This window comes from Cupriavidus sp. GW823-FHT06D04 (assembly GCF_058795055.1).
In genome coordinates this window covers 46902-70116 of record NZ_JBXAHL010000018.1, presented here as the reverse complement: position 1 = coordinate 70116, position 23215 = coordinate 46902, and the positions used below count along the sequence as shown (strand labels likewise).

Sequence of the window (23215 nt, the reverse complement as noted above, 5' to 3'; positions counted from 1 at the left end):
AAGCCGCGTTGGGCCCGAAGAGCCCATTGATCCATGCCCCCGTAGCCGGGCCATCACCTGAAGCCCGTTGATAGACACCTTCGGCATAGACGGCGGTCCGTTTTGAGAAGCGATACATCAGCGTGCTCGTCAGCGGGACAGCGTCATTGTTCAGGAGGATGGCATTTCCCTTCATGTACTGGACGTTGCCACCCAGTGTCCATGCGGGAGCGAGCGACCAGTTTGCGCCGATTTGCCCCTGGGCCTGTGTGTTCTCGGTATGCGCATATAAGAAAGACGCTGGTCATGACCGGTCCGAAGCTGTAGCGCATGCCGGCTCCGAAGTTGCGGATGCCGTCTTGCCCGTTGTTCATCTGCAGATACTTGACGTCCGTGTAGGCCGCGCCGGCGGCGAACCAGCCGCTCGAATAGTTGACGCCAAGGCTGACGGTGTTGCCGGAGGAAAACGACCCGGCGACACCTCCAAAGCCGTACAGGGCGCCGAAGGTCAAGCTGGCAAAATTGGCCGATTGGTACTTTACCGATCCTGGTACCCGAGCGGACCACCCGATCGAAGTCCGCCGATCCAGTGGGGTTGTTCGGGATGCCGAGGGCGGAAAATGGTCCCTGCCGGAAATTGTAGAAGCCGCCATAGGTCAGTGCGCCATCGAAGCCGCCGTTCGCCTCGTGAAAGCCGCCAAAGAGCAGCGAGTCGAACATGAAATCATACTGGTTGCCAAAGGTCAGCTTGCCCCAGTGCTGGTTGGACAGCCCGACCCAGGGAGATCGGTTTCCTTGAGCAACTCGGCTGCCATATCGTCGTGCTGTCCGGCGCGGCTTCGATACCCGGGGCAGTGGTGGAACTCGATGGCGCTCAGGCAGCGTTCATGCATGGGCATGGCATGCAAGCTTACATCAGCCGGCCGGACTTTACTGTTTTCGGCGGCGTTTCCGACCTGGCGCGTCTGCCCGGCCTGGTCGATTCCCTGCGCCAGAAGCTGCACTGGCGCGGTGCGGCGCAGTCCAGCATGCTGGCCGGGACCAGCGCAGCGGCTGTTTCGTGAGCGCGGGAGCCATGATGACGACAACGGTTTCTTCGGCAGCGCTTGCGTTCCAGCGGGCGATGCCGGTCACACGCTTGCTGGATTGCGGCATGGACTATGCCGACGCCGTCCGGCTGTTCGACGCCACAAGGCCGGGGAGATGATTGGGATCGCATGGCCGAGTCGCTCGCCGATGCTCAGTTGGAGCGCGCCGAACACGCTGCCAGGGCCGGCCACCTGGTGACAGCCGCCCAGGCCCAGCCATCCAGGCCAATTTCGAACGCATGCGCTTTCAATCGCACCGCGACAGGATCTCTTGCCCGTTCTCGTGCTGCATGGCGGCGCGGATCCGTTGGTGAAGCTGGAAGACCAGCAGCCTTTCCTGGACGCGGCGCTCACGGACGACGTGACGCTACGAATCTGGCCGGATGGCGAGCATACGATCTACAACCACGCGGCCGAGCGGACGGTGCTGGTGGCGGATTGGTTGCAGACCGGCTCTGCTGAATGGACGCCGCCCGCCGTCAGGCGCGCTGGATCTTCGCTTCCTCCACAGCCGCGCGCACGCACTCGGCCAGCAACTCTGACGCCCGGGTGCGCGTCGCGCGGGCCGTGCGCGCGATCACCAGCGGCTGGCGCACGGTGTCTTCCCGTATCGGCTTTTCCACGACGGCGGTGACCTGGGACGACGCCGGTGCCTGCGTGATCAGCAGCGCCGCGCCCAGTCCGTTCGCCACCATGCCGCGCGCCAGTTCCAGCGAAGTCGCGCGGTAGCGCACCTCGGGCTGCAGCCCGAATTGCCAGAACGGCGCCATCAGGAATTCACGGCTGTGCGGCAGGTCGATCAGGATCAGCGGTTCCTGCGCCAGTTCGTGCAGCGACAGGCTGCCTTTGCGCCTGGCCAGCCGTGAGCCTGCGGGCAGCAGGCCGTAGGGCCGCAGCTCTGCCAGCAGTTCGCGCTCGATGTCATCGGGCATGCCCACATCGTAGGTCAGCGCCAGCTCGATCTGCCCGCCGTGCAGCCAGTCCTCCAGCTGGGCGAGGTCCCCTTCGACAAAGCGTACCGACAGTTTGGGATAGCGCTCGCGTGCCATGCGCAGCACCACCGGCAGGTAGACCGGCGCCAGGGTGCGGAAGACGCCGATCTGCACCTCGCCCGCCGAGGCATCGCCGCTCTTGTCCACTTCAAATGCCGTTGCTGCCCCAAGGATGTGGCGCGCTTCCGCCAGCTTGCGCACGCCGAAGCGGGTCAGGGTCATCCTTGCGCCGACATCGCGGGCGAACAGGGCTTCCTCGAACAGCGTCTCCAGTTCACGGATGGCAACGGAGATGGAGGGCTGCGAGACGTTCAGCAGCCGCGCCGCCGCCGTGGTGCTGCCGGTTTCCGCCGTCGCGGCGAAGTAGCGCAACAGCCGCAAGGAGACACGCATCAGAAAATCCTATAGGTGCTAGTCGAATTTCATATTTTACTTGATAGCCTGCGCTGCGCAGAATCGGTGTCACTGAAACGCAAGCCCGCGGGCTTGCAAGCCCTGGAGGCCAAGACGTGACCCATTCCGACCTGCCGCTTGCCGGCATCCGCGTGATCGATTTCTCGCGCGTGCTGGCGGGCCCTTACTGCACGGCGCTGCTCGGCGACCTTGGCGCCGAGGTGATCAAGATTGAACCGCCGGGCGGCGACGACTACCGCGCGGTCGGTCCCTTCGTCGATGGCAAGAGCGGCCTGTTCTCTGCCATGAACCGCAACAAGCAGAGCATCGTGATCGACCTGAAGACGGCAGCGGGCCTGGCGCTGGCGCGCTCGCTCTGCGCCCGGGCCGACGTGGTGGTCGAGAACTTCCGTCCAGGTGTCGCGGACAAGCTGGGCATCGGCTATGAGGCGCTGCGTGCGCTGAATCCGTCGGTGGTCTACGCCAGCGTGTCGGGCTTCGGCCAGACCGGCCCGGAATCGCATCGCCCGGCCTACGACATCATCCTGCAGGCAATGTGCGGACTGATGGACGCCACCGGCGCCCCGGACGGCACCCCGACCATGCTGGGCGAGGCTGTCTCGGATGCGGTCAGCGGCCTGTTCGCCTCATGGGGCGTGCTGGCCGCGCTGCTGGCGCGCGAGAAGACCGGGCGGGGCACGCATATCGATGTCTCGATGTTCGACGCCACCCTAAGCCTGAGCGCCACTCTGGTTGCGCGCTATGCCGCGACCGGCTTGGCGCCGCGGCGCGTCGGCAACCGCCATCCCTCGTCCGCGCCGTTCGGCGTGTACCGCGCCGCGGACGGCTTCTACGTGGTGGCGGTGCTGAACAACAAGCTGTTCCAGGCACTGGCCAATGCCATCGGCCGGCCGGAGATGGCGCAGGATCCGCGCTTTGCCGACGACGAGACGCGCTGCCGCTTCGAGGGCGATCTGTGCGCCGTTCTCGAAGCCTGGTCGGCCAGCTTTTCCGTGGCCGAGGTGAACCGCCTGCTGAGCGAGGCGGGCATTCCTGTCGCGCCCATCCGCAACGTCAAGGAAGCCCTGGAAAGCGACCATGCCGCCCACCGCGGCCTGCTTACCGAAGTGGCCGAGGCGGAAGGCGGCACCGTGCGGCTGCCCTCGCAGCCGGTGAAGTTCTCCGGCTACGGCGCCAACCGCGTGACGCCCGCGCCGGCGCTGGGGCAGCACACCGAAGCCATCCTGGCCGAGTTGGCCAACGCTGCTACGGCGCATCCGCAAGTGTTCAGCAAGGAGAAACAACATGCATAAACGACTGGGCGTCGAACCGGGCGATCTCGAGATTGCCGACGCCATCGGCCGCTTCGCGCAAAGCGAACTGGCGCCGAAGGCGGCCGAGGTGGACCGGGCCGAAGCCTCCACCACGTGCTATGTGCCGCAACTTGCCGAACTCGGCCTAATGGGGATGAACCTGCCGGAACGCTGGGGCGGGACCGAGACCTCGCCCGTGGCACTGATCCTGTCGTTGGTGGAGGTTGCCAAGGCCTGCGCCTCTACCTCGTCGATGATCGGCGCGCACTACCTGGCTACCGATTCCATCCTGATCGGCGGCGACGACAGCCTGCGCGAGCGCTACCTGCCGGATGCGGCCGCCGGCATCAAGCTGGGCGCCTTTGCGCTGACCGAGCCGCGCGCCGGCTCCAACCCGGCCGACATGGCCACGCGCGCCACCCCGGAGGGCGACGGCTACCGACTGCGCGGGGTCAAGCATTTCATCTCCAACGCGGACGCGGCGGACTTTATCGTCGTCTACGCCAAGACCGATCCCGCCGCGGGCACGCGCGGTATCAGCGCCTTCGTGGTGGACCGGCACAGCGAGGGCGTGGAGATCGCTCCTGCCGAGAAACTGATGGGCATTCGCGGGGCGCCGGCCCATGAGGTGGCGCTGGACTGCTTCGTCCCTGCCGCCAACCGACTGGGGCCGGAAGGCACGGGCTTCCGTACCGCGATGAAGGTGCTGGACAACAGCCGCCTGGACGTGGCCGCCACCAGCCTGGGCATTGCCGAGGCAGCGCTGGCCTGCGCCGCGGACTGGGCCAGGCAGCGCCAGGTCGGCGGCGAGCCGCTGGCGCGCAAGCAAGGCCTGCAATGGATGTTCGCCGACATGCGCACGCGGCTGGAGGCGGCCTGGCTGCTGACCCTGCAGGCGGCGGTACGGCGCCGGGACGGCGAGCCCTTCACCGGGCAGGCATCGATGGCCAAGCTCTATGCCTCGGAGATGGTCGGCTTTGTTACCGACGCCGCGCTGCAGATCCACGGCGGCTACGGCTTCACGCGCGAAATGCCGCTGGAGCGGTTGGTGCGCGATGCGCGGATCCTGCGCATCTATGAAGGCTCGTCGGAAATCCAGCGGACGGTGATCGCACGCGCGGTGCTGGCGTAAGCGCCGCTGCAGATCCGATGGCGGGGATCAGGGCGTGGCAGGCGTGTCAGGGCTGTCAGGCGTGGCGGCGGGCGCGGCAGGTGTGTCAGGCGTGGCCGCGGGCGTGGCAGGCTTGGCTTTCCGCGGCCGGGCGCCCGCACTGCGGCGGGCCTTCAGCTGCTGGGCCCGCTTGGCATCCGCCAGGCTGACGACGCCGGCCTCATTGCCGTCCAGGTCCAGCCGCTTGGCGCCTTCCACCATGCACGACCAATAGCGTGCGCCGCTGCACCAGGTGCGGATCGCTTCACGCAGCTCCGCCTCGGTCAGGGCAAGCTTTCCCGCATGCTGGGCCAGATCCTCAAACGTGCCGACCTTCAGCGGCACCTTGGGTGCCGGGTTCTTCGGAAACGCCTTGGGGAAGTGCTTCTGCAGCCGGGCAATCGAATGCACCACCGGATCGACGGGCGGCTTCGCGGGTGCGGCAGCCGGCGCGGCAGCTGGCGCGGGGCGCCGGCGCTTGCCTTCCGTACGTGATTCGGCCTTCGCCTTGTTTGCCAGTTGATCCCTTAGTGCTGCGAGTTGTTCAAAGCCCATGATATTTGCCGTTCTGTGAACCAGAATTGTAGCAAGGCTGGGCCAATGACAGGTTCGGCGGCATTTTGCATGCGGCGGGCATGCGTCGAATACGTCTCTCGCTCCCGAAAGGCGGGGCCCGGACAGAAGGGCTGGCGGCGGGACGTCCTCATATGATTGCCCTGAGCAGGCGGACCATCCGTTCGAAAATCGAGGAGCAGCGGTGGATTCCTATGCCATGAACGGTGAAACGCCAGACGAATCGCACCTGCAGCAATCCCGCGCAGCGCTCACCCTTGCTGCGTTGGGCGTCGTCTACGGCGATATTGGCACGAGCCCCCTTTATGCGGTCAAGGAAACCTTCAATCCAGCCCACGGGATTCCCCTCGTAACCGAGAACATACTCGGCGGCATCTCCGCGATCCTCTGGGCGCTGATGGTGGTCGTTTCGCTCAAGTACGTGATCCTCATCATGCGGGCAAACAACAGGGGCGAAGGCGGCATCATGGCACTGCTCGCGCTCGCTCTGGCGTCCGTGAAAAAGGTCGGTCGCTCCCCGACGCCGATCCTGCTCGTGGGCCTGTTTGGCGCGGCGCTCTTCTATGGTGATGCCGTGCTGACGCCTGCCATGTCGGTGCTCTCGGCGCTCGAAGGCATCGAGGTGGGCACTACCGCGCTGCAGCCGTATATCTTGCCGGCATCCGTGGGTGTGTTGATCGCGCTGTTCCTGTTCCAGCGCCATGGCACCGCGGCCATCGGCGCGCTGTTCGGGCCTGTCACGATCGTGTGGTTTATCGCCCTGGCCGCCGCGGGCATCCACGGCATCGCCCGGTATCCAGCAATCCTGGGCGCGCTCAGCCCGCTGCACGCGCTCGGTTTCGTGACGCAGCACGGGTTCGCCTCGTTCGCGGTGCTTGGGGCGGTGCTGCTCGCGTTCACCGGTGCCGAAGCGCTCTACGCCGATATGGGACACTTCGGCAGTGCCCCGATTCGCCTGGCCTGGTTCGGCCTGGTATTCCCGGCCCTTGCGCTCAACTACCTGGGGCAGGGCGCGCTGATCATTGTGAATGCAAAAGCAATCGAGAACCCCTTCTACCTGCTCTTTCCGTCGTGGGCCCTTTATCCGATGGTTGCACTTGCGACAGCGGCAACAGTGATCGCGTCGCAGGCGACGATTTCGGGTGCCTACTCGCTGACGAAACAAGGAATCCAGCTGGGCTATCTGCCACGCATGAACGTGGTGCACACATCAGAGCGGGCGATCGGTCAGATCTACATACCGACGCTCAACGGGATATTGCTTGTTGTGGTTCTGATTGCCGTGCTCGGCTTCGGGTCTTCGTCCAATCTTGCTTCGGCATACGGTGTCGCGGTCACCGGCACGATGCTGGTGACGACGCTTCTCACCTTCTTTGTGATCCGCTACGGTTGGCGCTACAACTTGCTGCTAAGCCTTTTCGCAACTGGCTTCTTTATCGCGGTGGATATGGCTTTCGTTTCTTCCAGCCTGTTGAAAGTTGCCGAAGGGGGCTGGTTCCCGCTCGTTGTCGGGGCCGTGATGTTTGTCGTGATGCTGACATGGGTTCGCGGCCGGCAAGCCCTGTTGGAGCGGCTCCAAAGTACCGACGTACCCCTCAAGTCGTTCCTGGATTCGCTGTTTCTCGCACCACCACCGCGTGTGCCCGGCACGGCGGTGTTCCTTACCCCGACACCGGATGTGGTGCCACATGCGTTGATGCATAACCTCAACCATAACAGGGTGCTACACGAGCGCGTCGTGTTTCTTACCGTCAAGATGAAGGACGTACCATCGGTGCCGGTGACCGAGTGCGCGGCCGTTGAACCGCTCGGACACGCCTGCTACCGGATAACGCTGCGCTTCGGTTTCATGAACCGGCCCGATGTTGCGCAGGCGCTCGGCGCGCTGCCTGCGGCGGCTGGCCTGGAGTTTGACATCATGGACACCTCGTTCTTCCTGAGTCGCGAGGCCATCGTCCCTGCAGCCGGCGTTTCCAGTGGCATGGCCTCATGGCGTGAGCGTCTGTTTGCCACGATGAGCAGGAACGCCGGTAATGCTGCAGATTATTTCAACATACCGGCAAATCGCGTGATCGAGATTGGCACGCAGATCGAGATCTAGACCGCAGGCGGTACCTGTTCTGCAAAGGACTCCGTGGCCCAGGCGTCCCGTACCTCGGCAGCCAGTTCATCGGCGCGCCCTTGATAGCGTGGCGAAAAATGGAACGGCGTCACCGCGCGTGCGCCGATGCTGCGCGCAATCAATCCGGCCTGGGCAGCGGTCAGGTGGTTCTTGCGCAGGCCGTGTGCCCGGTCAACGTCCAGGAACACGCTCTCGATGAAGAGCTGGTCGACGCCTTGCATCAGTTGCGACAGCGCTTGCACGTTCTCGCTCGTATAGCGCAGGTCGGTCACGTAGCCGATGCGCCGGCCGGGCTCGGCATCCAGGATCAGCCGGCTCAGCTCGCCGACCGTTCGCGCCGACGCATGGTCGCCGAGCCGGTCCCGCCACTGCACAAGGATCGGCGCATCGTCGGCTGCGCCGGTCAGGACGGCATGCTTGAGTTCGCGCAGCCAGGCGCCGGTGGTCAGACCGGATGCGGCCAGGCGTTCCTTGTTGACGCCGAGTCGGGCCTTTTCCTCCACCAGGTAGGCCAGGCATGGAGTCCCGTGGTCGACAAAGCAGGCGCGCACCCGGAACGTCGCTTCGTCGTGCACGATATCGCCGGTCCTCGCGGCGCGCGCTTCGGCTTCTCTGGCAAAGCCGTGCCGGCTGGAAAAGCAGGCGCGCCGCATCTGCCGGTCCAGTCCAAGTTCGGCCACTTCGATGACCAGTTCGGTGGCGTAGCGATGCACCACGTTCCAGGTATAGGCAAGCAGCTTGTGCTCGACCTGCGCCAGGAATCCTGGCCCGCCGACCAGCACAATGCGCGGCTTGCGCCCGAGCAGCACCCGCAGCAGCTTGTCGAAGCCAGAGAAATGATCCATGTGCGCATGCGTGACAAACACATGCGACAGGCGCATCAGTTCGCGCGGCATCAGCCGGGCGATGTCGCCCAGGTCGAACAGCAGCGCGCGCCGTTCGTCCAGGAAGTCGACGAACAGCCCCGGGTCGCCAAAGGCATCGTTGACGAGGCGGGCTTCCAGCAAAGGGCGCATGATCAATCGCGGTGCGACCGGCACCAGGCTCAGGCAAAGGCGCATGCTGGTCCGGGCTGCCAGTCACCGCCCGGTCAGCTGGCGCAGCAGCTTCTGCACGATTCGCTCATGCTCCTCCAGCGCCGCGTCAAGCGTCTGCGCGCCAAAACTTTCATTGTCCTGCTCAGCTAGCCCTGTGACGCGCGTGATGAACAAGGGGGTGTCCGTCGGTGCGGCTTCCGACACGCCCCGGAAGCGGGTCGTCACCATGCCGCCGGACTGCTCCAGCAGGGTGCGGCGGAATACCAGGTCGTTGTCCGCCATCCAGCGCGACCATTCGTCGTGGTCGGTTACCTGCACTGGCCGGTTCTTCTCATCAAGGATATAGAAGCGGCGCCATTGCTGTGCGTCTTGACGAGGCTTCATCGAAGGCCACCTCCGTACGGTTGTGGGCACCCGGGCTCGGCGGACAACCGTGGCCGGAGTGCCGGAAGCTGGCCGTCTGTGGCCGCAAAGTGCTTTGCAAGGGACTGCCACGCAAGGCACGAGCTCAACGTTGCCCTACAGCCAGTCTATTTAACGCCCGCCACAAACTGGAGTAGATTTGAAGAGACAGGCGCGCACAAGGTTGCCACAGGGGTGCCAGCGTGGCTGTCGCCTGGGAGTGTATGCATCATGGACGAAGACACCGTTGTCACCGTTACGGTACAGGACAATGGGCCGTACCGCATAAAGGGTCCCGTCAGGATCGTGACCCCGGCAGGCGCCACCTTCGCTTTTGAAGGCGAGCAGGTCTGGTTGTGCCGGTGCGGCCATTCCGAGAACAAGCCTTTCTGCGATGGCTCGCACAAGCGGCAGGGGTTCAGCAGCACGCCACAGCCGAAGTCTTGAGCCGCCTGAGATTGAACCAGCGCCAGCACAGCCTGGTTCATGCCAGCGCGCCATTGCGCGCGACCACCCGGCCGGCCGACACCACCAGTTGCCGGACCGGCCTTGCCACGACCGCCTCGGCCACCGTTTGCGCGGCGACCAGCGCCAGGTCCGCCCGGTCGCCCGGCGCCGATGCGCACGAACTGGCCGTCTGCCATCAGGATATCAACCTGGTTTTCTGCGAGCCGGACATTGCGGACCAACAGTTGATTCATTGCAATTCCGGCTTTTGTCAGGATGAAACTCTCACTGCATGGTTCAACGCAGCGGGGCGCGCATGCCGCCGCGCGGCAGGCAGCCAAGCAGCCTGTCGAAGGCCGGCGCGATGTCCTCTTCCGGTACGCAGGCATACCCCAGCAGCAGACCTTGCTGAACAGCATCGCCGATGAAATAGCGCGACAGCGGCCGCACCACGATGCCGCGCTCGCGGGCAGCGGCGGTGATGGCCACGTCGTCGGCATCGTCGGGCAGGCGCAGCACCAGGTGCAGGCCGGCATTGCTGCCGTGCTCGTGCAGCGCGCCGGGGCCGAGGTATCGCTCGATCAACGCGGCCAGGATGGCGCGCCGCCGGGCATACAGCGGCCGCATTCGGCGGATGTGGGCGGCATAGTCGCCGGCCTGCATGAATTCGGCGACGGTCGCCTGCGTCATCAGGTGGCCGGCCCGGTATAGCTCGGCGTGCGCGGTCTGGAAGGCGCCGGCCAGGCTGCGCGGTAACACCAGGTAGCCCATGCGCAAGCCCGGATAGAGCGTCTTGCTGAAGGTGCCGATATAGATCACCGGCGCATCCGGTTCCATGCCCTGCAACGACGGAATCGGCTGCCCGGAAAAACGGAACTCGCTGTCGTAGTCGTCTTCCACGATCCAGCTGCCGCGCTGGCGGGCGTATTCCAGCAGCGCGCGCCGGCGCTTCAGGCTCATCACGGCGCCGAGCGGGTACTGGTGCGAGGGCGTGACGAAGATAAAGCGCGGCGCGGGCATCTCCCTGCCGGCTTCGGTGTCGGGCAGCGTCAGGCCTTCGTCGTCCACCAGCTTCGGCACCATGCCGATGTCGCTGACCTGCAGCACGCCGCGGATGCCCCAATAGCTGGGTTCCTCCACCCATGCCTGGTCGCCGGGCGAGCCCAGCATCCTCACCACCAGGTCGATGGCCTGGTGAATGCCCTCGGTGATCAGCACCTGGTCCGGATCGCAGCGCACCGAGCGCGCCACCCGCAGATGCGCCGCCAGGGCTTCGCGCAGCGCCGGCAGCCCGCCGCCATGGCTGTAGCTCAGCCACTCCGGGTGCGGGTTGCGCCACACGCGGGCCGAGATCTGGGCATAGCGGCGATGCGGGAAGCGCGTGACGTCGGGCACGCCCGGCATGAAGGCGCCCCATTGGGTGGGCGAGGCCGAGGCATTGGCCAGCAGCCGCTGTCCGCGCGGCGACAGCCCGGGCATGGCCTGCGGCCCGACCTCGGTCGCCGGGGCTGCGGCGGCGTTCAGGTAGCGCTCCGGCGCGGTGGCGGCAACGAAGGTGCCGCTGCCGGTGCGCGCGTACAGGTATCCCTCGGCCAGCAGCTGGTCGTAGGCAAACATCACCGTATTGCGCGACAGCCCCAGCTCGGCGGCCAGGTCGCGTTGCGGCGGCAGGCGGGTGGCCGGCGCAAGGCTGCCGTCCTGTATCGCGCCGCGGATGCATTCGTAGAGGCCGCGGTTAAGCGGTTTGCCCAGTGCCGCCGTGCCTTCGGGGCCCAGGCGCTGGAGCAGCTGGTCGCCGCAGATCGATTTCAAATTGGCACCATCGGAATTGCGAAAGCGGTACTGGATTATAGGGCCAAGGCCGGTTGAAATGGCTGGCATCGCTGGGCCCCTGCCAGCGGTGCCCGTTTCGCGAGTCGGCCGGTGCCGACAGTCCTTACCGCACAATGACCATGAAAAACCTCGAACTGAACCAACGCCGTACCCTCGCGACGCCGCGCGGCGTGGGCGTGATGTGCGATTTCTACGCCGACCGCGCCGAGAACGCCACGCTGTGGGATGTGGAAGGCCGTGCCTACACGGACTTCGCCGCCGGCATCGCCGTGCTCAACACGGGCCACCGCCACCCGCGCGTGATGCAGGCCATCGCCGCGCAGCTGGAGCGTTTCACGCATACGGCCTACCAGATCGTGCCCTACCAGGGCTATGTCGCGCTGGCCGAGCGCATCAACGCGCTGGTGCCGATCCAGGGCCTGAACAAGACGGCCCTGTTCACCACCGGCGCAGAGGCCGTGGAGAACGCCATCAAGATCGCCCGTGCGCATACCGGCCGCCCCGGCGTGATCGCATTCTCTGGCGCCTTCCATGGCCGCACGCTGCTGGGCATGGCGCTGACCGGCAAGGTGGCGCCGTACAAGATCGGGTTTGGCCCGTTCCCCTCCGACATCTATCACGCCCCGTTCCCCAGCGCGCTGCATGGCGTCAGCACTGAGCGAGCGCTGCAGGCGCTTGAAGGCCTGTTCAAGACCGATATCGATCCGGGCCGCGTGGCCGCGATCATCGTTGAGCCGGTGCAAGGTGAAGGCGGCTTCCAGGCGGCGCCGGCCGATTTCATCCGGGGCCTGCGGGCGGTGTGCGACCAGCACGGCATCGTGCTGATCGCCGATGAAGTGCAGACCGGCTTTGGCCGTACCGGCAAGATGTTCGCGATGTCGCACTATGACGTGGAGCCGGACCTGATCACCATGGCCAAGAGCCTGGCCGGCGGCATGCCACTGTCGGCCGTCAGCGGCCGGGCCGCGATCATGGATGCGCCGCTGCCCGGCGGCCTCGGTGGCACCTATGCCGGCAATCCGCTGGCGGTGGCCGCAGCGCACGCGGTCATCGATGTCATCGAGGAAGAAAAGCTGTGCGAGCGCTCCGCCAGCCTGGGCCAGCAGTTGCGCGAGCACCTGCTGGCGCAGCGCAAGCACTGCCCCGCAGTGGCCGAGGTGCGCGGGCTGGGTTCGATGGTCGCCGCCGAATTCTGTGATCCCGCCACGGGCCAGCCCAGCGCCGAGCATGCCAAACGCGTCCAGGCCCGTGCTCTGGAAGCCGGCCTGGTGCTGCTGACCTGCGGCACCTACGGCAATGTCATCCGCTTCCTCTATCCGCTCACCATCCCGCAGGCTCAGTTCGACGCGGCGCTGGCGGTGCTGACCCAGGCGCTGGCCGAATAAGGGGAACACATGGAACTCCAACATACCGCGCTGTTGCGCAGCCATTGCCTGATCGACGGCGAATGGACCGGGGCGCAAAGCGGCGCAGAACTCGCCGTCTTCAACCCGGCGACTCAAGAACGGATCGGCTCGGTGCCTCTGGCCGGCGCGGCTGAAGCCGAACAGGCGGTGCGCGCCGCCGAGCGCGCGCTGCCGGCGTGGCGCGCGCAGACGGGCAAGGCGCGCGCCGCCGTGCTGCGCCGCTGGGCCGACCTGATGCTGGCACACCAGGAAGACCTGGCTCAGTTGATGACAGCAGAGCAAGGCAAGCCGCTGGCCGAGGCGCGTGGCGAGGTGGCCTACGCCGCGAGCTTCCTCGAGTGGTTTGGCGAGGAAGCCAAGCGGGTCGATGGCGAGGTGCTGGCCAGCCCGCGCAGCAGCCAGAAGATGCTGGTGCTGCGCGAGCCGGTGGGCGTGTGCGCGGCCATTACGCCGTGGAACTTCCCCGCGGCGATGATCACGCGCAAGGTCGGCCCGGCGCTCGCCGCCGGCTGCACCATCATCGTCAAGCCCGCCGAACAGACGCCGCTCACGGCACTGGCGCTGGCCGTGCTGGGCGAACAGGCCGGCGTGCCGCGTGGCGTGCTGCAGGTGGTGACCGGCGACGCCGTGCAGATCGGCGGCGTGCTGTGCGCCAGCGCGGTGGTGCGCAAGCTCAGCTTTACCGGCTCGACAGCGATCGGCAAGCTGCTGATGGCGCAGTGCGCCGGCACCGTGAAGAAGCTCTCGCTGGAACTGGGTGGCAACGCGCCGCTGATCATCTTCGACGATGCCGACCTGGATCGCGCGGTCGAGGGCATCCTTGCCTCCAAGTTCCGCAACAGCGGCCAGACCTGTGTCTGCGCCAACCGCATTTATGTGCACGACCGCGTCTACGACGAGGTCGCGCGCCGGCTGGTCAGCGCGGTCGAAAAGCTGCGGCCGGGCCATGGCGTCGACAGCGGGGTCACGCAAGGCCCGCTCATCGACGCCGATGCGGTAGCCAAGGTCGAAGCGCATATCGCCGACGCGCTCGCGCACGGCGCCACGGTGCTGACGGGCGGCCAGCGCCATGCGCTCGGCGGCACCTTCTTCGCGCCGACGGTGCTGGCCAATGCAACTTCGTCGATGCGGGTCGCGCGCGAGGAGACCTTCGGCCCGCTGGCACCGCTGTTCCGCTTCACCAGCGAAGAAGAAGTGGTGGCGATGGCGAATGATACCGAATCCGGGCTGGCCGCCTACTTCTTCTCGCGCGACATGGCGAAGATCTGGCGCGTGGCGCAGGCGCTCGAGTACGGCATGGTCGGCATCAATACTGGGCTGATCTCCAACGAGGTGGCGCCGTTCGGCGGCGTCAAGCAATCGGGGCTGGGCCGCGAAGGCTCACGCCATGGCATCGACGAGTATCTGGAGACGAAGTACCTCTGCATGGAAGTCGAATAACAGCAGGGGTAAAGCACACCCCACCACCAGGGCGGGGCATGGCGCACCCACGCAGTGCGCTGGCCCCATGGAGACAAGACAGTCCGGCAAATGCCGGTGCCAGGTGGGCGACTCCGGTGCAAGACCTGCGCAAACTTCCGGGAAAGGGAAGGGGGCGGACAGGACGCGCGCCGGGATCGGCCCAACGCCAATGGCACGCATATTGCGGACTGGGAAGTGCCATCCGTTCCTGTCAGCGGATGCCATTTTATCGATGAGGGTACAAAGATGCGTTCCACTGCTATCCGCAGCCTGCTTGCTGTCACCATGCTGACGGCCTCTTCACTGGCACTTGCGCAAGGCACCCGCGACTGGCCCAGCCAGCCGGTGCGTATTGTCGTGCCGTTCCAGGCCGGCTCGGCCACCGACCTGATCTCGCGGCAGATCGGCATCGGGCTCGGCAAGGAATACAGCCAGACCTTTGTGGTTGAAAACCGCCCGGGCGCCGCCGCGATGATCGGCAGCGAGGTGGCCGCGCGCGCGCCGGCCGATGGCTATACGCTGCTGATGTCCGGGCCGGCGTCGATGGTGACCAACCGGTTCCTGTACAAGAAGCTCAGCTATGACCCGGATGCGTTCGAGAAGGTGGCAGTGGTCGCGGTCACGCCGAATATCCTATTGTCCAACCCCTCGCTGCCGTTCAAGACGCTGCCCGAGATGGTCGCGTATGCCAAGGCTAATCCCGGCAAGCTGACCTATGCCTCCTTCGGTGCCGGCACCACCTCGCATATCGCCGGCGAGATGCTGAAGGCCGCGGCCGGCATCGATATCGTCCATGTGCCGTACAAGGGCGCCGGCGAAGCGATCCCGGCGCTGCTGTCGGGCCAGGTGTCGATGTATTTCGACACCATCATGACCGGCCTGCCCTATGTGAAGGCCGGCAAGCTGCGCGCGCTCGGCATGTCCACCGCTAAGCGCTCGCCCAACGCGCCGGAGATTCCGACGATTGCCGAGCAGGGTTATGCCGGTTTCGATATCGCACCGTGGTATGGCATTGTCGCGCCCAAGGGCACGCCGGCCGACGTGGTCAGCAAGCTCAATGTCTCGATCAACAAGCTGCTCAAGGCCCCGGAGTTCCGTGAACGCCTTGCTGCCACCGGTGCCGAGCCGCGCGGCGGCAGCGTCGGCGATTTCAGCGCGATGGTCAGCGCGGAGATCCCGCGCACCGAAAAGCTCGTCAAGCAATCCGGCGTGACGCTGCAATAAGCCGCGTGCAGCAACCCTGGGGCGCCGCCCGCGCGCCCTTTTACCTGTTCTGAATGGAGTTCCCGATGTTGCCTTTCGACTGGACCTTTCCCTACCCGTCGCAAAAGATGCCGCTGCTGGCCGCCAACGCGGTCAGCACCAGTCAGCCGCTCGCCGCGCAGGCGGGGCTGCGCATGCTGTACGAAGGCGGCAATGCCATCGACAGCGCCATTGCCAGCGCGATTGCGCTGACCGTGGTGGAGCCGGTCATGAACGGCATTGGCGGGGACATGTTCGCGCTGGTCTGGCATGAGGGGCAGCTGTACGGGCTCAACTCCAGCGGCCGGGCGCCGGCGCGCTGGACCCTGGATCATTTCGCCGGGCACGACAGCATGCCCCAGGTTGGCTGGGATACGGTCACCGTGCCGGGCCAGGTCGCGGGCTGGAAGGCGCTGTCGGCCCGCTTCGGCAAGCTGCCGTTCGCGCGGCTGTTCGCACCGGCCATCGAGTACGCTGAACAGGGTTTCCTGGTGTCACCGCAGATCGCACGGCAATGGGCCGCGCAGGTGCCGGTGCTGGCCGGGCAGCCTGGTTTTGCCAAGGCGTTCCTGCGCGACGGCAGGGCACCGCAGGCGGGCGAGCGCTGGCGTTTCCCGGAGCAGGCCGCCACGCTGCAGCGTATTGCCGAGAGCGATGGCGCAAGCTTCTACACGGGTGAACTCGCCGCGCGCATCGTCGCGTTCGCCGAGGAAACCGGAGGCGCCATCCGCGCCGACGACCTGGCCGCGCATCGCGCCGCCTGGGTCCAGCCGATGGCGCAGCAGTTCCGCGGCTTTACGCTCCATGAAATTCCCCCGAACGGCCAGGGCATCGCCGCGCTGATCGGCCTCGGCATCCTGGACCGCTTCGACGTGGAAAGCATGGGCTGCGACAGCGCCGGCTTCTACCACGTCAGCATCGAGGCGATGAAGCTGGCCTTCGCCGACCTGCACCGCCACGTGTCGGACCCCGCCACCATGCAGCACGCGCCCGCCGCCTTTCTGGATCCGGCCTATCTTGCCGAGCGCGCGGCGCTGATCGATATGAAACGCGCCGGCACACCCACCGCTGGCGTTCCGAAGAGCGGCGGCACCGTCTACCTGTCCAGCGCGGATGCCGCGGGTTCGATGGTGTCGTATATCCAGTCCAACTACCGCGGCTTTGGCTCCGGCGTGGTGGTGCCCGGCACCGGCATCGCGCTGCATAACCGCGGCGCGGGCTTCAACCTGAAGCCCGGCCACGCCAACTGCGTGGCGCCGGGCAAGCAGCCGATGCACACCATCATCCCGGGCTTCGTCACCCGCAATGGCGAGCCAGTAATGTCATTCGGCGTGATGGGCGGCTCGATGCAGGCGCAGGGCCACGTGCAGATGATGGCGCGGCTTGCTGCCTTCGGCCAGAATCCGCAGGCCATGAGCGATGCCCCGCGCTTCCGCGTGGAGCACGGCCCGGTGGTGAATGTCGAGGCGCATCTGCCGCCGGACGTGGTCTCCACGCTGCGCGGCATGGGCCATCGCGTTGAAGTGGCGCCGCGCGACAGCCTGGAGTTCGGTTCGGCGCAGCTTATCTACAAGGCGCCGGACGGCTATATCGCGGCCTCGGACTCGCGGCGCGACGGGCAGGCAGTGGGGTTTTAGGCGCGAGCCGCCCGCGGTCACAGCGGCGCAGGCTGGGGCTGGCTGGCAGACGTGGCCGCGGCGGGCTTCTTGTTGTCAGTGCCGCTATATGAGAAGTACCTCGCCTTCGCGCCCCTGGCCCAGTACGCCACGGTGAAGTGCTTGCTGTCGCGCCCATAGAGCAGTTCCAGGCTGCCATTCGCGGCGGCCCACTCGGCGTAGCCATTCTCCGCCGCGCCTTCGGTCTTGCGCAGGGACGCATAGCGTTCGTCGAGCTTCTTGCGCACCTCATCCAGCGCCGTGCGCTCGAACGTCATCGTGATCAGCGCCACGGTGTCCTGCGCATCGCAGTTCAGGATCACGCGCGTCAGGCCCGGGAGGTGGAAGCGCTCCAGGTGCCTGAGCTCGACGGCATCGCCACCGGCCCACTCGGACTTGCCGGTCCTGGCGTTATTCTGCGGCGGCGCCAGGCGAGAGCACCTGGCCTTGCCCAGCTCCAGTCCCAGCGGCGCCGCGGTGTTGCCGGCTGCGTCAGGCTGGGCAGGAGATGCGGCATGGATCGAAACGGATGTCAGCAGGGCGGCACAGAGCAGGGCGGCCTGCTTCAGGTTCAGGCGGGAAAGTGCTTTCACGGTCTTGAGGAGAAGTTGTCAGCCGGGGATTCTACGGCTTTCTTGCTTCCTGCCGTCCGATCTTGCTAATGACGGGTGTGCCTGCCTGCGCGGCTTGCGCCGGCATGAAGCGGCGGGTGGCGGCCCAGAACATCAGCGCCAGCAAGCTGACCACGGCGCCCAGCACGCAGACGCCCCGCCACCCGGCAGCCTCATAGACTGCCGTGGTGGCAATGGCGCCCAGCCCGCTGCCCGCCGCGTAGAACAGCATGTACGCGCCGACCAGCCGGCTATGTACCGCGGGGTCGGTGCGGAAGATCATGCTCTGGTTGGTGACGTGGATGGCCTGGCCGCCCAGGTCGAGCAGCACGATGCCAATGGCCAGCGGCCACAGCGATGTCTCCAGCCACGACAGCGGAAGCCAGGCCGCCACCAGCAGCACCAGTGCCGCGAGCGTGGTGCGCTGCCCGAAGCCCTGGTCCGCCCAGCGTCCCGCACGCGCGGCCGCCAGGGCACCCACCGCGCCAACCAGCCCGAAGGCGCCGATGGCCGTATGCGACAGCGCGTAGGGCGGAGCGCTCAGCGGCAATACCAGGGCGCTCCACAGGATGTTGAACGCCGCGAACATCAGCAGCGCGATCGTGCCCCGGATCTGCAAGACCCGGTCGCGGCGCAGCAGCAGGAACATCGATGCGACCAGGCTGGCATAGCGCATCCGCTGGCCGGCGCTGGCCACCACTGGCAGCGCACGCCATAGCAGCCACGCAAGCACCAGCATCGCCGCTGCGGCGCAGACATAGACGTTGCGCCACCCGACCACGTCGCTGACGCCGCCGGCCACGACACGCGCCAGCAGCAGTCCGATAAAGACACCGCTCTGCGCGGTGCCGACCACGCGCCCGCGTTCATGCGGTCCTGCTGCCGCGGCCGCGTAGGCGATCAGTCCCTGGGTCATGGCGGTGCCGAGCAAGCCGGTCAGGAGCATCCCCGCCAGCAGCACGGTAACGGACGGCGCCAGCGCCACGGCGGCCAGCGCGCCGGCCAGGGCAAGCACCTGTGCCAGCATCAGGCGGCGGCGTTCCACAAGGTCGCCCAGCGGCACCAGCAACAGCAGCGCCAGGGCACAGCCAAGCTGGGTGGCGGTGACCACGCCGCCGATGGCCCCGGCGCTGATGGAGAAATCCGCCATCAGCGCATCCAGCAGCGGCTGGGCGTAATAGACATTGGCGACGCTCAGGCCGCTGGCGCAGGCGAACAGCAGCACGGCGCCGCGCGGCAGGTTCGCACACGGTGCCGCAGGGCAAGTCGGAGGCGGTGCCGTCACCGCGGGGGAGGTTTCCATACCAGTTCACATGGTTGCAAATCAAAACCAGTTGAAGCGTAAGCCTACTGGTTTTAAAATGCAACTACATTGACGGGCTGCACAGCCCCAAGGCAACCAAGACATGGCCACCCGCAAAGACCCCAGCGATGAAACCTGCCCCGTTGCGCGCACCCTGGAGCTGGTCGGCGAGCGCTGGTCGCTGATGATCGTGCGCGATGCGTTCGACGGCATACGCCGCTTCAGCGATTTCCAGCGCAGCCTGGCGGTCGCGCGCAACATCCTGGCCGACCGTCTGCGCCGGCTGGTGGAAGCCGGCATCCTGACGACGCAGCCGGCTTCCGATGGCAGTGCGTATCACGAGTATGTGCTGACGAAAAAGGGAGAGAGTTTGTTCCCCGTCGTATTGGCCTTGCGCCAATGGGGCGAACACCATCTGTTTGCGCGCGGCGAGCGGCGCTCGCAGATGGTGGAAAAGCGGACCGGGAAGCCGGTGCCGCTGATGATGCCCCGGACCAGCGACGGTGATGTGCTCTTGCCAGGGGAAACGGAAGTGCGCAAGCCGCGCTAGGGGGGCGGTGACGAGGTCGTCGACAGTCGCCCGCTTTTCGGCACGGGCGACATGCTTCTTGCATTCAGCTGCCCCGATACGTCCCGAAGCTCCACGGCGAACACAGCAACGGCACATGGTAGTGCTGCGCGGCGTCCGCGATAGTAAAGCGCACGGGCACGATGTCGGCGAAGACGTCGGGGGTGCGGAAGTAGTCCGCCACCCAGAAGCGCAGCTCGAACTCGCCGGTGCGCGCCTGGGCCGGCGGCAGCATTGGCGTGTCGGTGCGGCCGTCGTGGTTGGTGCGAGCGCGCGCGATCAGCCGTGGCGGCTGGGTGGCGACGTCGAACAGTTCCACCTGCATGCCGGCCACGGGGCGGCCCAGGGATACGTCGAGCACATGTGTGCTGATGCCTGCCATGATGCGTGTGTCTCCGGGTTGGGCCGCGGCGTCAGCTGCCGCGGTAGTAGTTGTAGCTCCACGGCCCGAACAGCACGGGCAGGTGGATGCGCTGGCTGGCGTCGGTGACGCGCAGGCGCAGCGGGATCTTCGACAGGAAGGAGGGTTGCGGCAGGCTGGCCTTGCGTGCGGCAAAGTATTCGTCCGCGTGCAGGATCAGCTCATAGGTGCCGGTGCGGTAGCTGTCGCCGATCAGCAGCGGCGGTTCGCTGCGGCCGTTGGCGGCCAGCGTGACGGTCTGCAGCGGCGTGCGCTGGCCATTGTCGATGCGGAACATCTCCACGCGCATACCGGCCGCGGGCGTGCCGTGGTAGGTGTCCAGCGCGTGCAGTGTCAGGCGCGGGCTCAGGCCGCCTTGCTGCACCGGCGCAGCGGTCTGGTTCGGGGCCGCCGCCTCCGGCGTGGCGCCCCAGCTGGCGCCGGCCAGCAGCGCGCCGCCGCCCAGCGTCATCGATTGCAGCGCGAAGCGCCGGCGGGTGGGATCAAAAGCATAGTCGTCCATGTCAGGCCCCTTGCTTGCCGTGCTTGCCGCCCAGCTTGCGGATGCCGACCAGCACCAGCGCCGCGGCCAGCACCTCGATCACCGCCACCAGGTACAGGCCGGAGGTGAGCTTGCCGGTAGTGTTCTTGATCAGCCCCATCACATAGGGCGCGCCAAAGCCGGCCAGGTTGGCCACCGAGTTGATCAGGGCCACGCCCACCGCGGCGGCGCTGCCTGCCAGGTATCGGTTGGGCAGCTGCCAGAACACGGGGATGGCGCTCATGGTGCCGACCAGCGCGGCGGTCATGGCCAGCAGTGCGATCACCGGCGACAGCACCTGCGCGCCCAGCAGCACGGCCAGCACGGCCATGGCACCGCCACCGACCAGCGCCGCGCCGCTGAAGTGCCAGCGCACTTCGTTGCGGCGGTCGGAATGCGCGCCGTTGAGGATCATGCCGGCGGCGCCGCACAGGTAGGCCACGGCGGCGATCCAGCCCACCGCCATCGGCGTGGTGAAGCCCACGTCCTTGATGATGGTCGGGATCCAGAAGGTCAGCGTCGAGTTGGCGCACAGCAGGCAGAAGAAGATCGCGATCAGCAGCCACACCTTGGGGTTGGTGAAGAGCGTGCGCCAGTCGTGGCCGCGCTCGCCCAGGGCGGCGTTGTCGCGCTTGAGGGCGTCCTGCAGCACGCGCTTCTCGTCGTCGGAGAGCCAGCGCGCCTGCTCCGGCTTGTCGGTCATGTAGAACCAGGCAAAGATGCCGGCCAGCACCGACGGGATGCCTTCCAGGATGAACAGCCACTGCCAGCCGTGCATGCCGTTCACGCCAGCCATGCTGGTCATGATCCAGCCGGCCAGCGGGCCGCCCAGCACGCCGGCGATGGCCGATGCGGACATGAAGGTGCCGAAGGCGCGCGCGCGGCGCTGCGACGGGTACCAGTAGGTCAGGTACAGGATCACGCCCGGGTAGAAGCCGGCTTCGAATGCGCCCAGCAGGAAGCGCAGGATGTAGAACTGCGTGGGCGTGGTGACAAAGGTCTGCAGCATGCAGATCACGCCCCAGCAGATGGTGATGCGCATGATCGTCTTTTTGGCGCCGATCTTCTGCAGCAGCATGTTCGACGGCACCTCGAAGAAGAAGTAGCCAAGGAAGAAAATGCCCGCGCCCAGCCCGTACACGGCCTCGCTGAAGTGGAGCGCATCCAGCATCTGCAGCTTGGCGAAGCCGATGTTGACGCGGTCCAGCCAGGCCAGTACCCACAGCACCCCAAGGAAGGGCAGCAGGCGCCAGGTTACCTTCCGGTAGACGCTGTCCTCGGCGTCGTCGGCGGTGCCGGCAAATACCGGGATGCCTTGTTTCGTGATCGACATGATGTCTCCTGTCTTGTCGTGTTCTGCCAGGTCTTGCTTGGCGGCGGTGCATGCCGTCCGCCGGGTTGGGAGCAAGTATATGAATGGCCCGCCAATGCGAAACGAGGGGGCTGGTATAGACCCCATAGCAGCACCGATATGGGCTGCAATCCCTTGTGTGGCGCGGGTTTGCGGGTGCTCCGGCGGGGCCCTGGCGGACCTATGGATTACCCTAGGCAGGCCGTTTTCCGGGGTGCGCGCACGCGGACCGGGCAGGCTCGTCCGGGTTGTACCGGTTGTCGTGCGGTGCGCGACACGCTACAAAGTCGCCATTGCCTGGCACGGCGTTGCCGCCCGGAGCGGCGGCAGCCGCACCCGCCAGGCCTCCACTTTTTCTGCCACGGACCCAACATGATTCGCGCCGACGACCCGTTCGATACCTACCTGCTGCGCGTGCTGTGCATCCTGATCGCCGAGCAGAGCGTGTCGCGCACGGCGATCCGCCTGAACCAGTCGCAGCCGGCCATCAGCGCCGCGCTCAAGCGCCTGCGCGCGATCTTCAACGACCCGCTGCTCACGCGCGAGAAGAACGTCATGGTGCCGACCGAGCGCGCGTTGCAGCTGGCGCGCAATGCCCAGGCCGCGCTCAGCGCGCTGGACAACCTGCTGGTCTCGGACGACCGCTTCGACCCCGCCACCACCGAGCAGAGCTTCGTGGTGGCCATGCCTGACTACCTGGCCCCGCCGTTCTTCGCGCACGTGGTGCGCGCGGTGCGGCGTGCGGCGCCGCACGCGCGGCTGTCGGCGCTGCCGCTGGGGGCCACCTTCGATTACGAGCAGGCGCTGTCGGCGGGTACGGTCGATATCGTGATCGGCAACTGGCCCAATCCGCCTGAGCACCTGCACCTGTCCGTGCTGCTGGAAGACGAGGTGGTGTGCGTGGTGGCGCAGGACAGCGTGCATGCGCAGCCCGGCAAGTTCACCGCCCAGGCCTACCTGGGCGCCTCGCATATCGTGCCCACGCCGTATTCGCGCGACCAGCGCGGCCTGGTCGATGCCGGCCTGAGCACCATGCGCGTGCACCGGGACAACCGCATCAGCTGTCCCTACTTCAACCTGGCGCCCAGCCTGATCCCCGGCACCGACCTGATCTTGACCACCGCACGCCACTTCGCCAACTACCATGCGCAGCATGTGCCGCTTGCGGTGCTGGAACCGCCGATCGAGTTCCCGTTCATGCGCTTCTACCAGCTGTGGCATCCGTCGCGCCACCGCTCGGCCGCGCATGTCTGGCTGCGCGGCATGCTGACCGCCGCCTCGCAGGAGCTGCGCGACCTGCGCGATATGCGCCGCTAGCGGTATCGGTTTCTGTTATGGGATCTATAGG

General features: G+C 66.5%; 22 protein-coding genes and 2 pseudogenes. 12 read left to right on the top strand and 12 right to left on the bottom strand.

Annotated features, from left to right (window positions below):
• Window positions 1–143: 143 nt before the first annotated feature.
• Window positions 144–632 (bottom strand): porin, encoded by a 489-nt coding sequence (locus tag AC1Q7H_RS21840; protein WP_211981115.1) that lies wholly within the window; start codon window positions 630–632, stop codon window positions 144–146.
• Between the two features lie 249 nt (window positions 633–881).
• On the opposite strand from AC1Q7H_RS21840, the gene AC1Q7H_RS21835 reads away from it, so the two are divergent.
• Both AC1Q7H_RS21835 and AC1Q7H_RS21830 read left to right on the top strand, forming a co-directional pair.
• Window positions 882–1043 carry a hypothetical protein gene (locus AC1Q7H_RS21835; protein WP_492381701.1) on the top strand — a complete coding sequence of 54 codons (162 nt, stop codon included), beginning with the start codon at window positions 882–884 and terminating at the stop codon, window positions 1041–1043.
• A 307-nt stretch (window positions 1044–1350) separates the two neighbouring features.
• Window positions 1351–1413, top strand: a pseudogene (locus AC1Q7H_RS21830) (hypothetical protein); the annotation flags it as partial.
• Between the two features lie 133 nt (window positions 1414–1546).
• Here AC1Q7H_RS21830 and AC1Q7H_RS21825 read toward each other — a convergent pair.
• Window positions 1547–2452, bottom strand: coding sequence for a LysR family transcriptional regulator (locus AC1Q7H_RS21825; RefSeq protein WP_013952610.1), 906 nt, complete (start codon window positions 2450–2452; stop codon window positions 1547–1549).
• A 116-nt stretch (window positions 2453–2568) separates the two neighbouring features.
• On the opposite strand from AC1Q7H_RS21825, the gene AC1Q7H_RS21820 reads away from it, so the two are divergent.
• On the top strand, window positions 2569–3765 hold the full coding sequence (locus tag AC1Q7H_RS21820) for a CaiB/BaiF CoA transferase family protein (protein ID WP_211981118.1): 1197 nt from the start codon (window positions 2569–2571) through the stop codon (window positions 3763–3765).
• Window positions 3758–4897, top strand: a complete 1140-nt coding sequence (locus AC1Q7H_RS21815; protein ID WP_211981120.1) for an acyl-CoA dehydrogenase family protein — start codon at window positions 3758–3760, stop codon at window positions 4895–4897. Before AC1Q7H_RS21820 ends, AC1Q7H_RS21815 begins: the two co-directional genes overlap by 8 nt.
• 27 nt (window positions 4898–4924) lie before the next feature.
• Here AC1Q7H_RS21815 and AC1Q7H_RS21810 read toward each other — a convergent pair whose 3' ends face one another.
• Window positions 4925–5470, bottom strand: a complete 546-nt coding sequence (locus tag AC1Q7H_RS21810) for a ProQ/FinO family protein (RefSeq protein ID WP_041228589.1) — start codon at window positions 5468–5470, stop codon at window positions 4925–4927.
• A gap of 217 nt (window positions 5471–5687) precedes the next feature.
• On the opposite strand from AC1Q7H_RS21810, the gene AC1Q7H_RS21805 reads away from it, so the two are divergent.
• Window positions 5688–7589: a potassium transporter Kup gene (locus AC1Q7H_RS21805; protein WP_211982155.1), complete on the top strand. Its 1902-nt coding sequence runs from the start codon at window positions 5688–5690 to the stop codon at window positions 7587–7589.
• Here AC1Q7H_RS21805 and AC1Q7H_RS21800 read toward each other — a convergent pair.
• Together AC1Q7H_RS21800 and AC1Q7H_RS21795 are read right to left on the bottom strand one after the other, a co-directional pair.
• A complete protein-coding gene (locus AC1Q7H_RS21800) occupies window positions 7586–8626 on the bottom strand; it encodes a ribonuclease Z (RefSeq protein ID WP_153955876.1) in 1041 nt (346 codons plus the stop codon). The genes AC1Q7H_RS21805 and AC1Q7H_RS21800 overlap by 4 nt on opposite strands.
• Before the next feature lie 63 nt (window positions 8627–8689).
• Window positions 8690–9031, bottom strand: coding sequence for a hypothetical protein (locus AC1Q7H_RS21795; RefSeq protein WP_153955875.1), 342 nt, complete (start codon window positions 9029–9031; stop codon window positions 8690–8692).
• Window positions 9032–9280: 249 nt separating this feature from the next.
• Here AC1Q7H_RS21795 and AC1Q7H_RS21790 point away from each other — a divergent pair, with 249 nt between their 5' ends.
• Window positions 9281–9496 carry a CDGSH iron-sulfur domain-containing protein gene (locus AC1Q7H_RS21790; protein ID WP_041228590.1) on the top strand — a complete coding sequence of 72 codons (216 nt, stop codon included), beginning with the start codon at window positions 9281–9283 and terminating at the stop codon, window positions 9494–9496.
• A 37-nt stretch (window positions 9497–9533) separates the two neighbouring features.
• Here AC1Q7H_RS21790 and AC1Q7H_RS21785 read toward each other — a convergent pair.
• Together AC1Q7H_RS21785 and pdxR are read right to left on the bottom strand one after the other, a co-directional pair.
• Window positions 9534–9662: pseudogene (locus tag AC1Q7H_RS21785) on the bottom strand (cytosine deaminase); the annotation flags it as partial.
• A gap of 131 nt (window positions 9663–9793) precedes the next feature.
• A complete protein-coding gene (gene pdxR, locus AC1Q7H_RS21780) occupies window positions 9794–11308 on the bottom strand; it encodes a MocR-like pyridoxine biosynthesis transcription factor PdxR (protein WP_041228591.1) in 1515 nt (504 codons plus the stop codon).
• A 134-nt stretch (window positions 11309–11442) separates the two neighbouring features.
• Between pdxR and AC1Q7H_RS21775 the strand changes: the two genes are divergently transcribed.
• From AC1Q7H_RS21775 to AC1Q7H_RS21760, 4 genes are all read left to right on the top strand, one after another.
• Entirely contained in the window at window positions 11443–12714 is a 1272-nt protein-coding gene (locus AC1Q7H_RS21775) for a 4-aminobutyrate--2-oxoglutarate transaminase (RefSeq protein ID WP_211981125.1), read from the top strand.
• Between the two features lie 9 nt (window positions 12715–12723).
• Window positions 12724–14175, top strand: a complete 1452-nt coding sequence (locus AC1Q7H_RS21770; protein ID WP_153955873.1) for an NAD-dependent succinate-semialdehyde dehydrogenase — start codon at window positions 12724–12726, stop codon at window positions 14173–14175.
• 267 nt (window positions 14176–14442) lie between these two features.
• Entirely contained in the window at window positions 14443–15420 is a 978-nt protein-coding gene (locus AC1Q7H_RS21765) for a Bug family tripartite tricarboxylate transporter substrate binding protein (protein ID WP_211981126.1), read from the top strand.
• Between the two features lie 65 nt (window positions 15421–15485).
• Window positions 15486–17075 (top strand): gamma-glutamyltransferase family protein, encoded by a 1590-nt coding sequence (locus AC1Q7H_RS21760; RefSeq protein ID WP_211981127.1) that lies wholly within the window; start codon window positions 15486–15488, stop codon window positions 17073–17075.
• Between the two features lie 17 nt (window positions 17076–17092).
• Here AC1Q7H_RS21760 and AC1Q7H_RS21755 read toward each other — a convergent pair whose 3' ends face one another.
• Together AC1Q7H_RS21755 and AC1Q7H_RS21750 are read right to left on the bottom strand one after the other, a co-directional pair.
• Window positions 17093–17686 carry a hypothetical protein gene (locus tag AC1Q7H_RS21755; RefSeq protein WP_211981129.1) on the bottom strand — a complete coding sequence of 198 codons (594 nt, stop codon included), beginning with the start codon at window positions 17684–17686 and terminating at the stop codon, window positions 17093–17095.
• A 31-nt stretch (window positions 17687–17717) separates the two neighbouring features.
• Window positions 17718–19007: an MFS transporter gene (locus AC1Q7H_RS21750; protein ID WP_153955870.1), complete on the bottom strand. Its 1290-nt coding sequence runs from the start codon at window positions 19005–19007 to the stop codon at window positions 17718–17720.
• Between the two features lie 103 nt (window positions 19008–19110).
• On the opposite strand from AC1Q7H_RS21750, the gene AC1Q7H_RS21745 reads away from it, so the two are divergent.
• Entirely contained in the window at window positions 19111–19557 is a 447-nt protein-coding gene (locus AC1Q7H_RS21745) for a winged helix-turn-helix transcriptional regulator (RefSeq protein ID WP_153955869.1), read from the top strand.
• Between the two features lie 64 nt (window positions 19558–19621).
• Here the strand turns inward: AC1Q7H_RS21745 and uraH (AC1Q7H_RS21740) are convergent, their stop codons facing one another.
• From uraH (AC1Q7H_RS21740) to AC1Q7H_RS21730, 3 genes are read right to left on the bottom strand one after another with little or no spacing between them, the layout of a single operon-like run.
• Entirely contained in the window at window positions 19622–19957 is a 336-nt protein-coding gene (gene uraH / locus AC1Q7H_RS21740) for a hydroxyisourate hydrolase (RefSeq protein WP_013952628.1), read from the bottom strand.
• Between the two features lie 31 nt (window positions 19958–19988).
• A complete protein-coding gene (gene uraH / locus AC1Q7H_RS21735) occupies window positions 19989–20498 on the bottom strand; it encodes a hydroxyisourate hydrolase (protein WP_153955868.1) in 510 nt (169 codons plus the stop codon).
• Between the two features lies 1 nt (window position 20499).
• On the bottom strand, window positions 20500–21849 hold the full coding sequence (locus AC1Q7H_RS21730) for an MFS transporter (protein ID WP_153955867.1): 1350 nt from the start codon (window positions 21847–21849) through the stop codon (window positions 20500–20502).
• Window positions 21850–22239: 390 nt separating this feature from the next.
• Here AC1Q7H_RS21730 and AC1Q7H_RS21725 point away from each other — a divergent pair, with 390 nt between their 5' ends.
• A complete protein-coding gene (locus tag AC1Q7H_RS21725) occupies window positions 22240–23184 on the top strand; it encodes a LysR family transcriptional regulator (protein WP_041228594.1) in 945 nt (314 codons plus the stop codon).
• Window positions 23185–23215: the final 31 nt, after the last annotated feature.

Coding starts and splice junctions, on each gene's coding strand:
- AC1Q7H_RS21840 (WP_211981115.1), bottom strand. CDS start 632: ATGGCGGCTTCTACAATTTCCGGCAGGGACCATTTTCCGCCCTCGGCA.
- AC1Q7H_RS21835 (WP_492381701.1), top strand. CDS start 882: ATGCAAGCTTACATCAGCCGGCCGGACTTTACTGTTTTCGGCGGCGTT.
- AC1Q7H_RS21825 (WP_013952610.1), bottom strand. CDS start 2,452: ATGCGTGTCTCCTTGCGGCTGTTGCGCTACTTCGCCGCGACGGCGGAA.
- AC1Q7H_RS21815 (WP_211981120.1), top strand. CDS start 3,758: ATGCATAAACGACTGGGCGTCGAACCGGGCGATCTCGAGATTGCCGAC.
- AC1Q7H_RS21810 (WP_041228589.1), bottom strand. CDS start 5,470: ATGGGCTTTGAACAACTCGCAGCACTAAGGGATCAACTGGCAAACAAG.
- AC1Q7H_RS21805 (WP_211982155.1), top strand. CDS start 5,688: ATGAACGGTGAAACGCCAGACGAATCGCACCTGCAGCAATCCCGCGCA.
- AC1Q7H_RS21800 (WP_153955876.1), bottom strand. CDS start 8,626: ATGCGCCCTTTGCTGGAAGCCCGCCTCGTCAACGATGCCTTTGGCGAC.
- AC1Q7H_RS21795 (WP_153955875.1), bottom strand. CDS start 9,031: ATGAAGCCTCGTCAAGACGCACAGCAATGGCGCCGCTTCTATATCCTT.
- AC1Q7H_RS21790 (WP_041228590.1), top strand. CDS start 9,281: ATGGACGAAGACACCGTTGTCACCGTTACGGTACAGGACAATGGGCCG.
- AC1Q7H_RS21775 (WP_211981125.1), top strand. CDS start 11,443: ATGACCATGAAAAACCTCGAACTGAACCAACGCCGTACCCTCGCGACG.
- AC1Q7H_RS21770 (WP_153955873.1), top strand. CDS start 12,724: ATGGAACTCCAACATACCGCGCTGTTGCGCAGCCATTGCCTGATCGAC.
- AC1Q7H_RS21765 (WP_211981126.1), top strand. CDS start 14,443: ATGCGTTCCACTGCTATCCGCAGCCTGCTTGCTGTCACCATGCTGACG.
- AC1Q7H_RS21760 (WP_211981127.1), top strand. CDS start 15,486: ATGTTGCCTTTCGACTGGACCTTTCCCTACCCGTCGCAAAAGATGCCG.
- AC1Q7H_RS21750 (WP_153955870.1), bottom strand. CDS start 19,007: ATGGAAACCTCCCCCGCGGTGACGGCACCGCCTCCGACTTGCCCTGCG.
- AC1Q7H_RS21745 (WP_153955869.1), top strand. CDS start 19,111: ATGGCCACCCGCAAAGACCCCAGCGATGAAACCTGCCCCGTTGCGCGC.
- uraH (WP_013952628.1), bottom strand. CDS start 19,957: ATGGCAGGCATCAGCACACATGTGCTCGACGTATCCCTGGGCCGCCCC.
- uraH (WP_153955868.1), bottom strand. CDS start 20,498: ATGGACGACTATGCTTTTGATCCCACCCGCCGGCGCTTCGCGCTGCAA.
- AC1Q7H_RS21730 (WP_153955867.1), bottom strand. CDS start 21,849: ATGTCGATCACGAAACAAGGCATCCCGGTATTTGCCGGCACCGCCGAC.
- AC1Q7H_RS21725 (WP_041228594.1), top strand. CDS start 22,240: ATGATTCGCGCCGACGACCCGTTCGATACCTACCTGCTGCGCGTGCTG.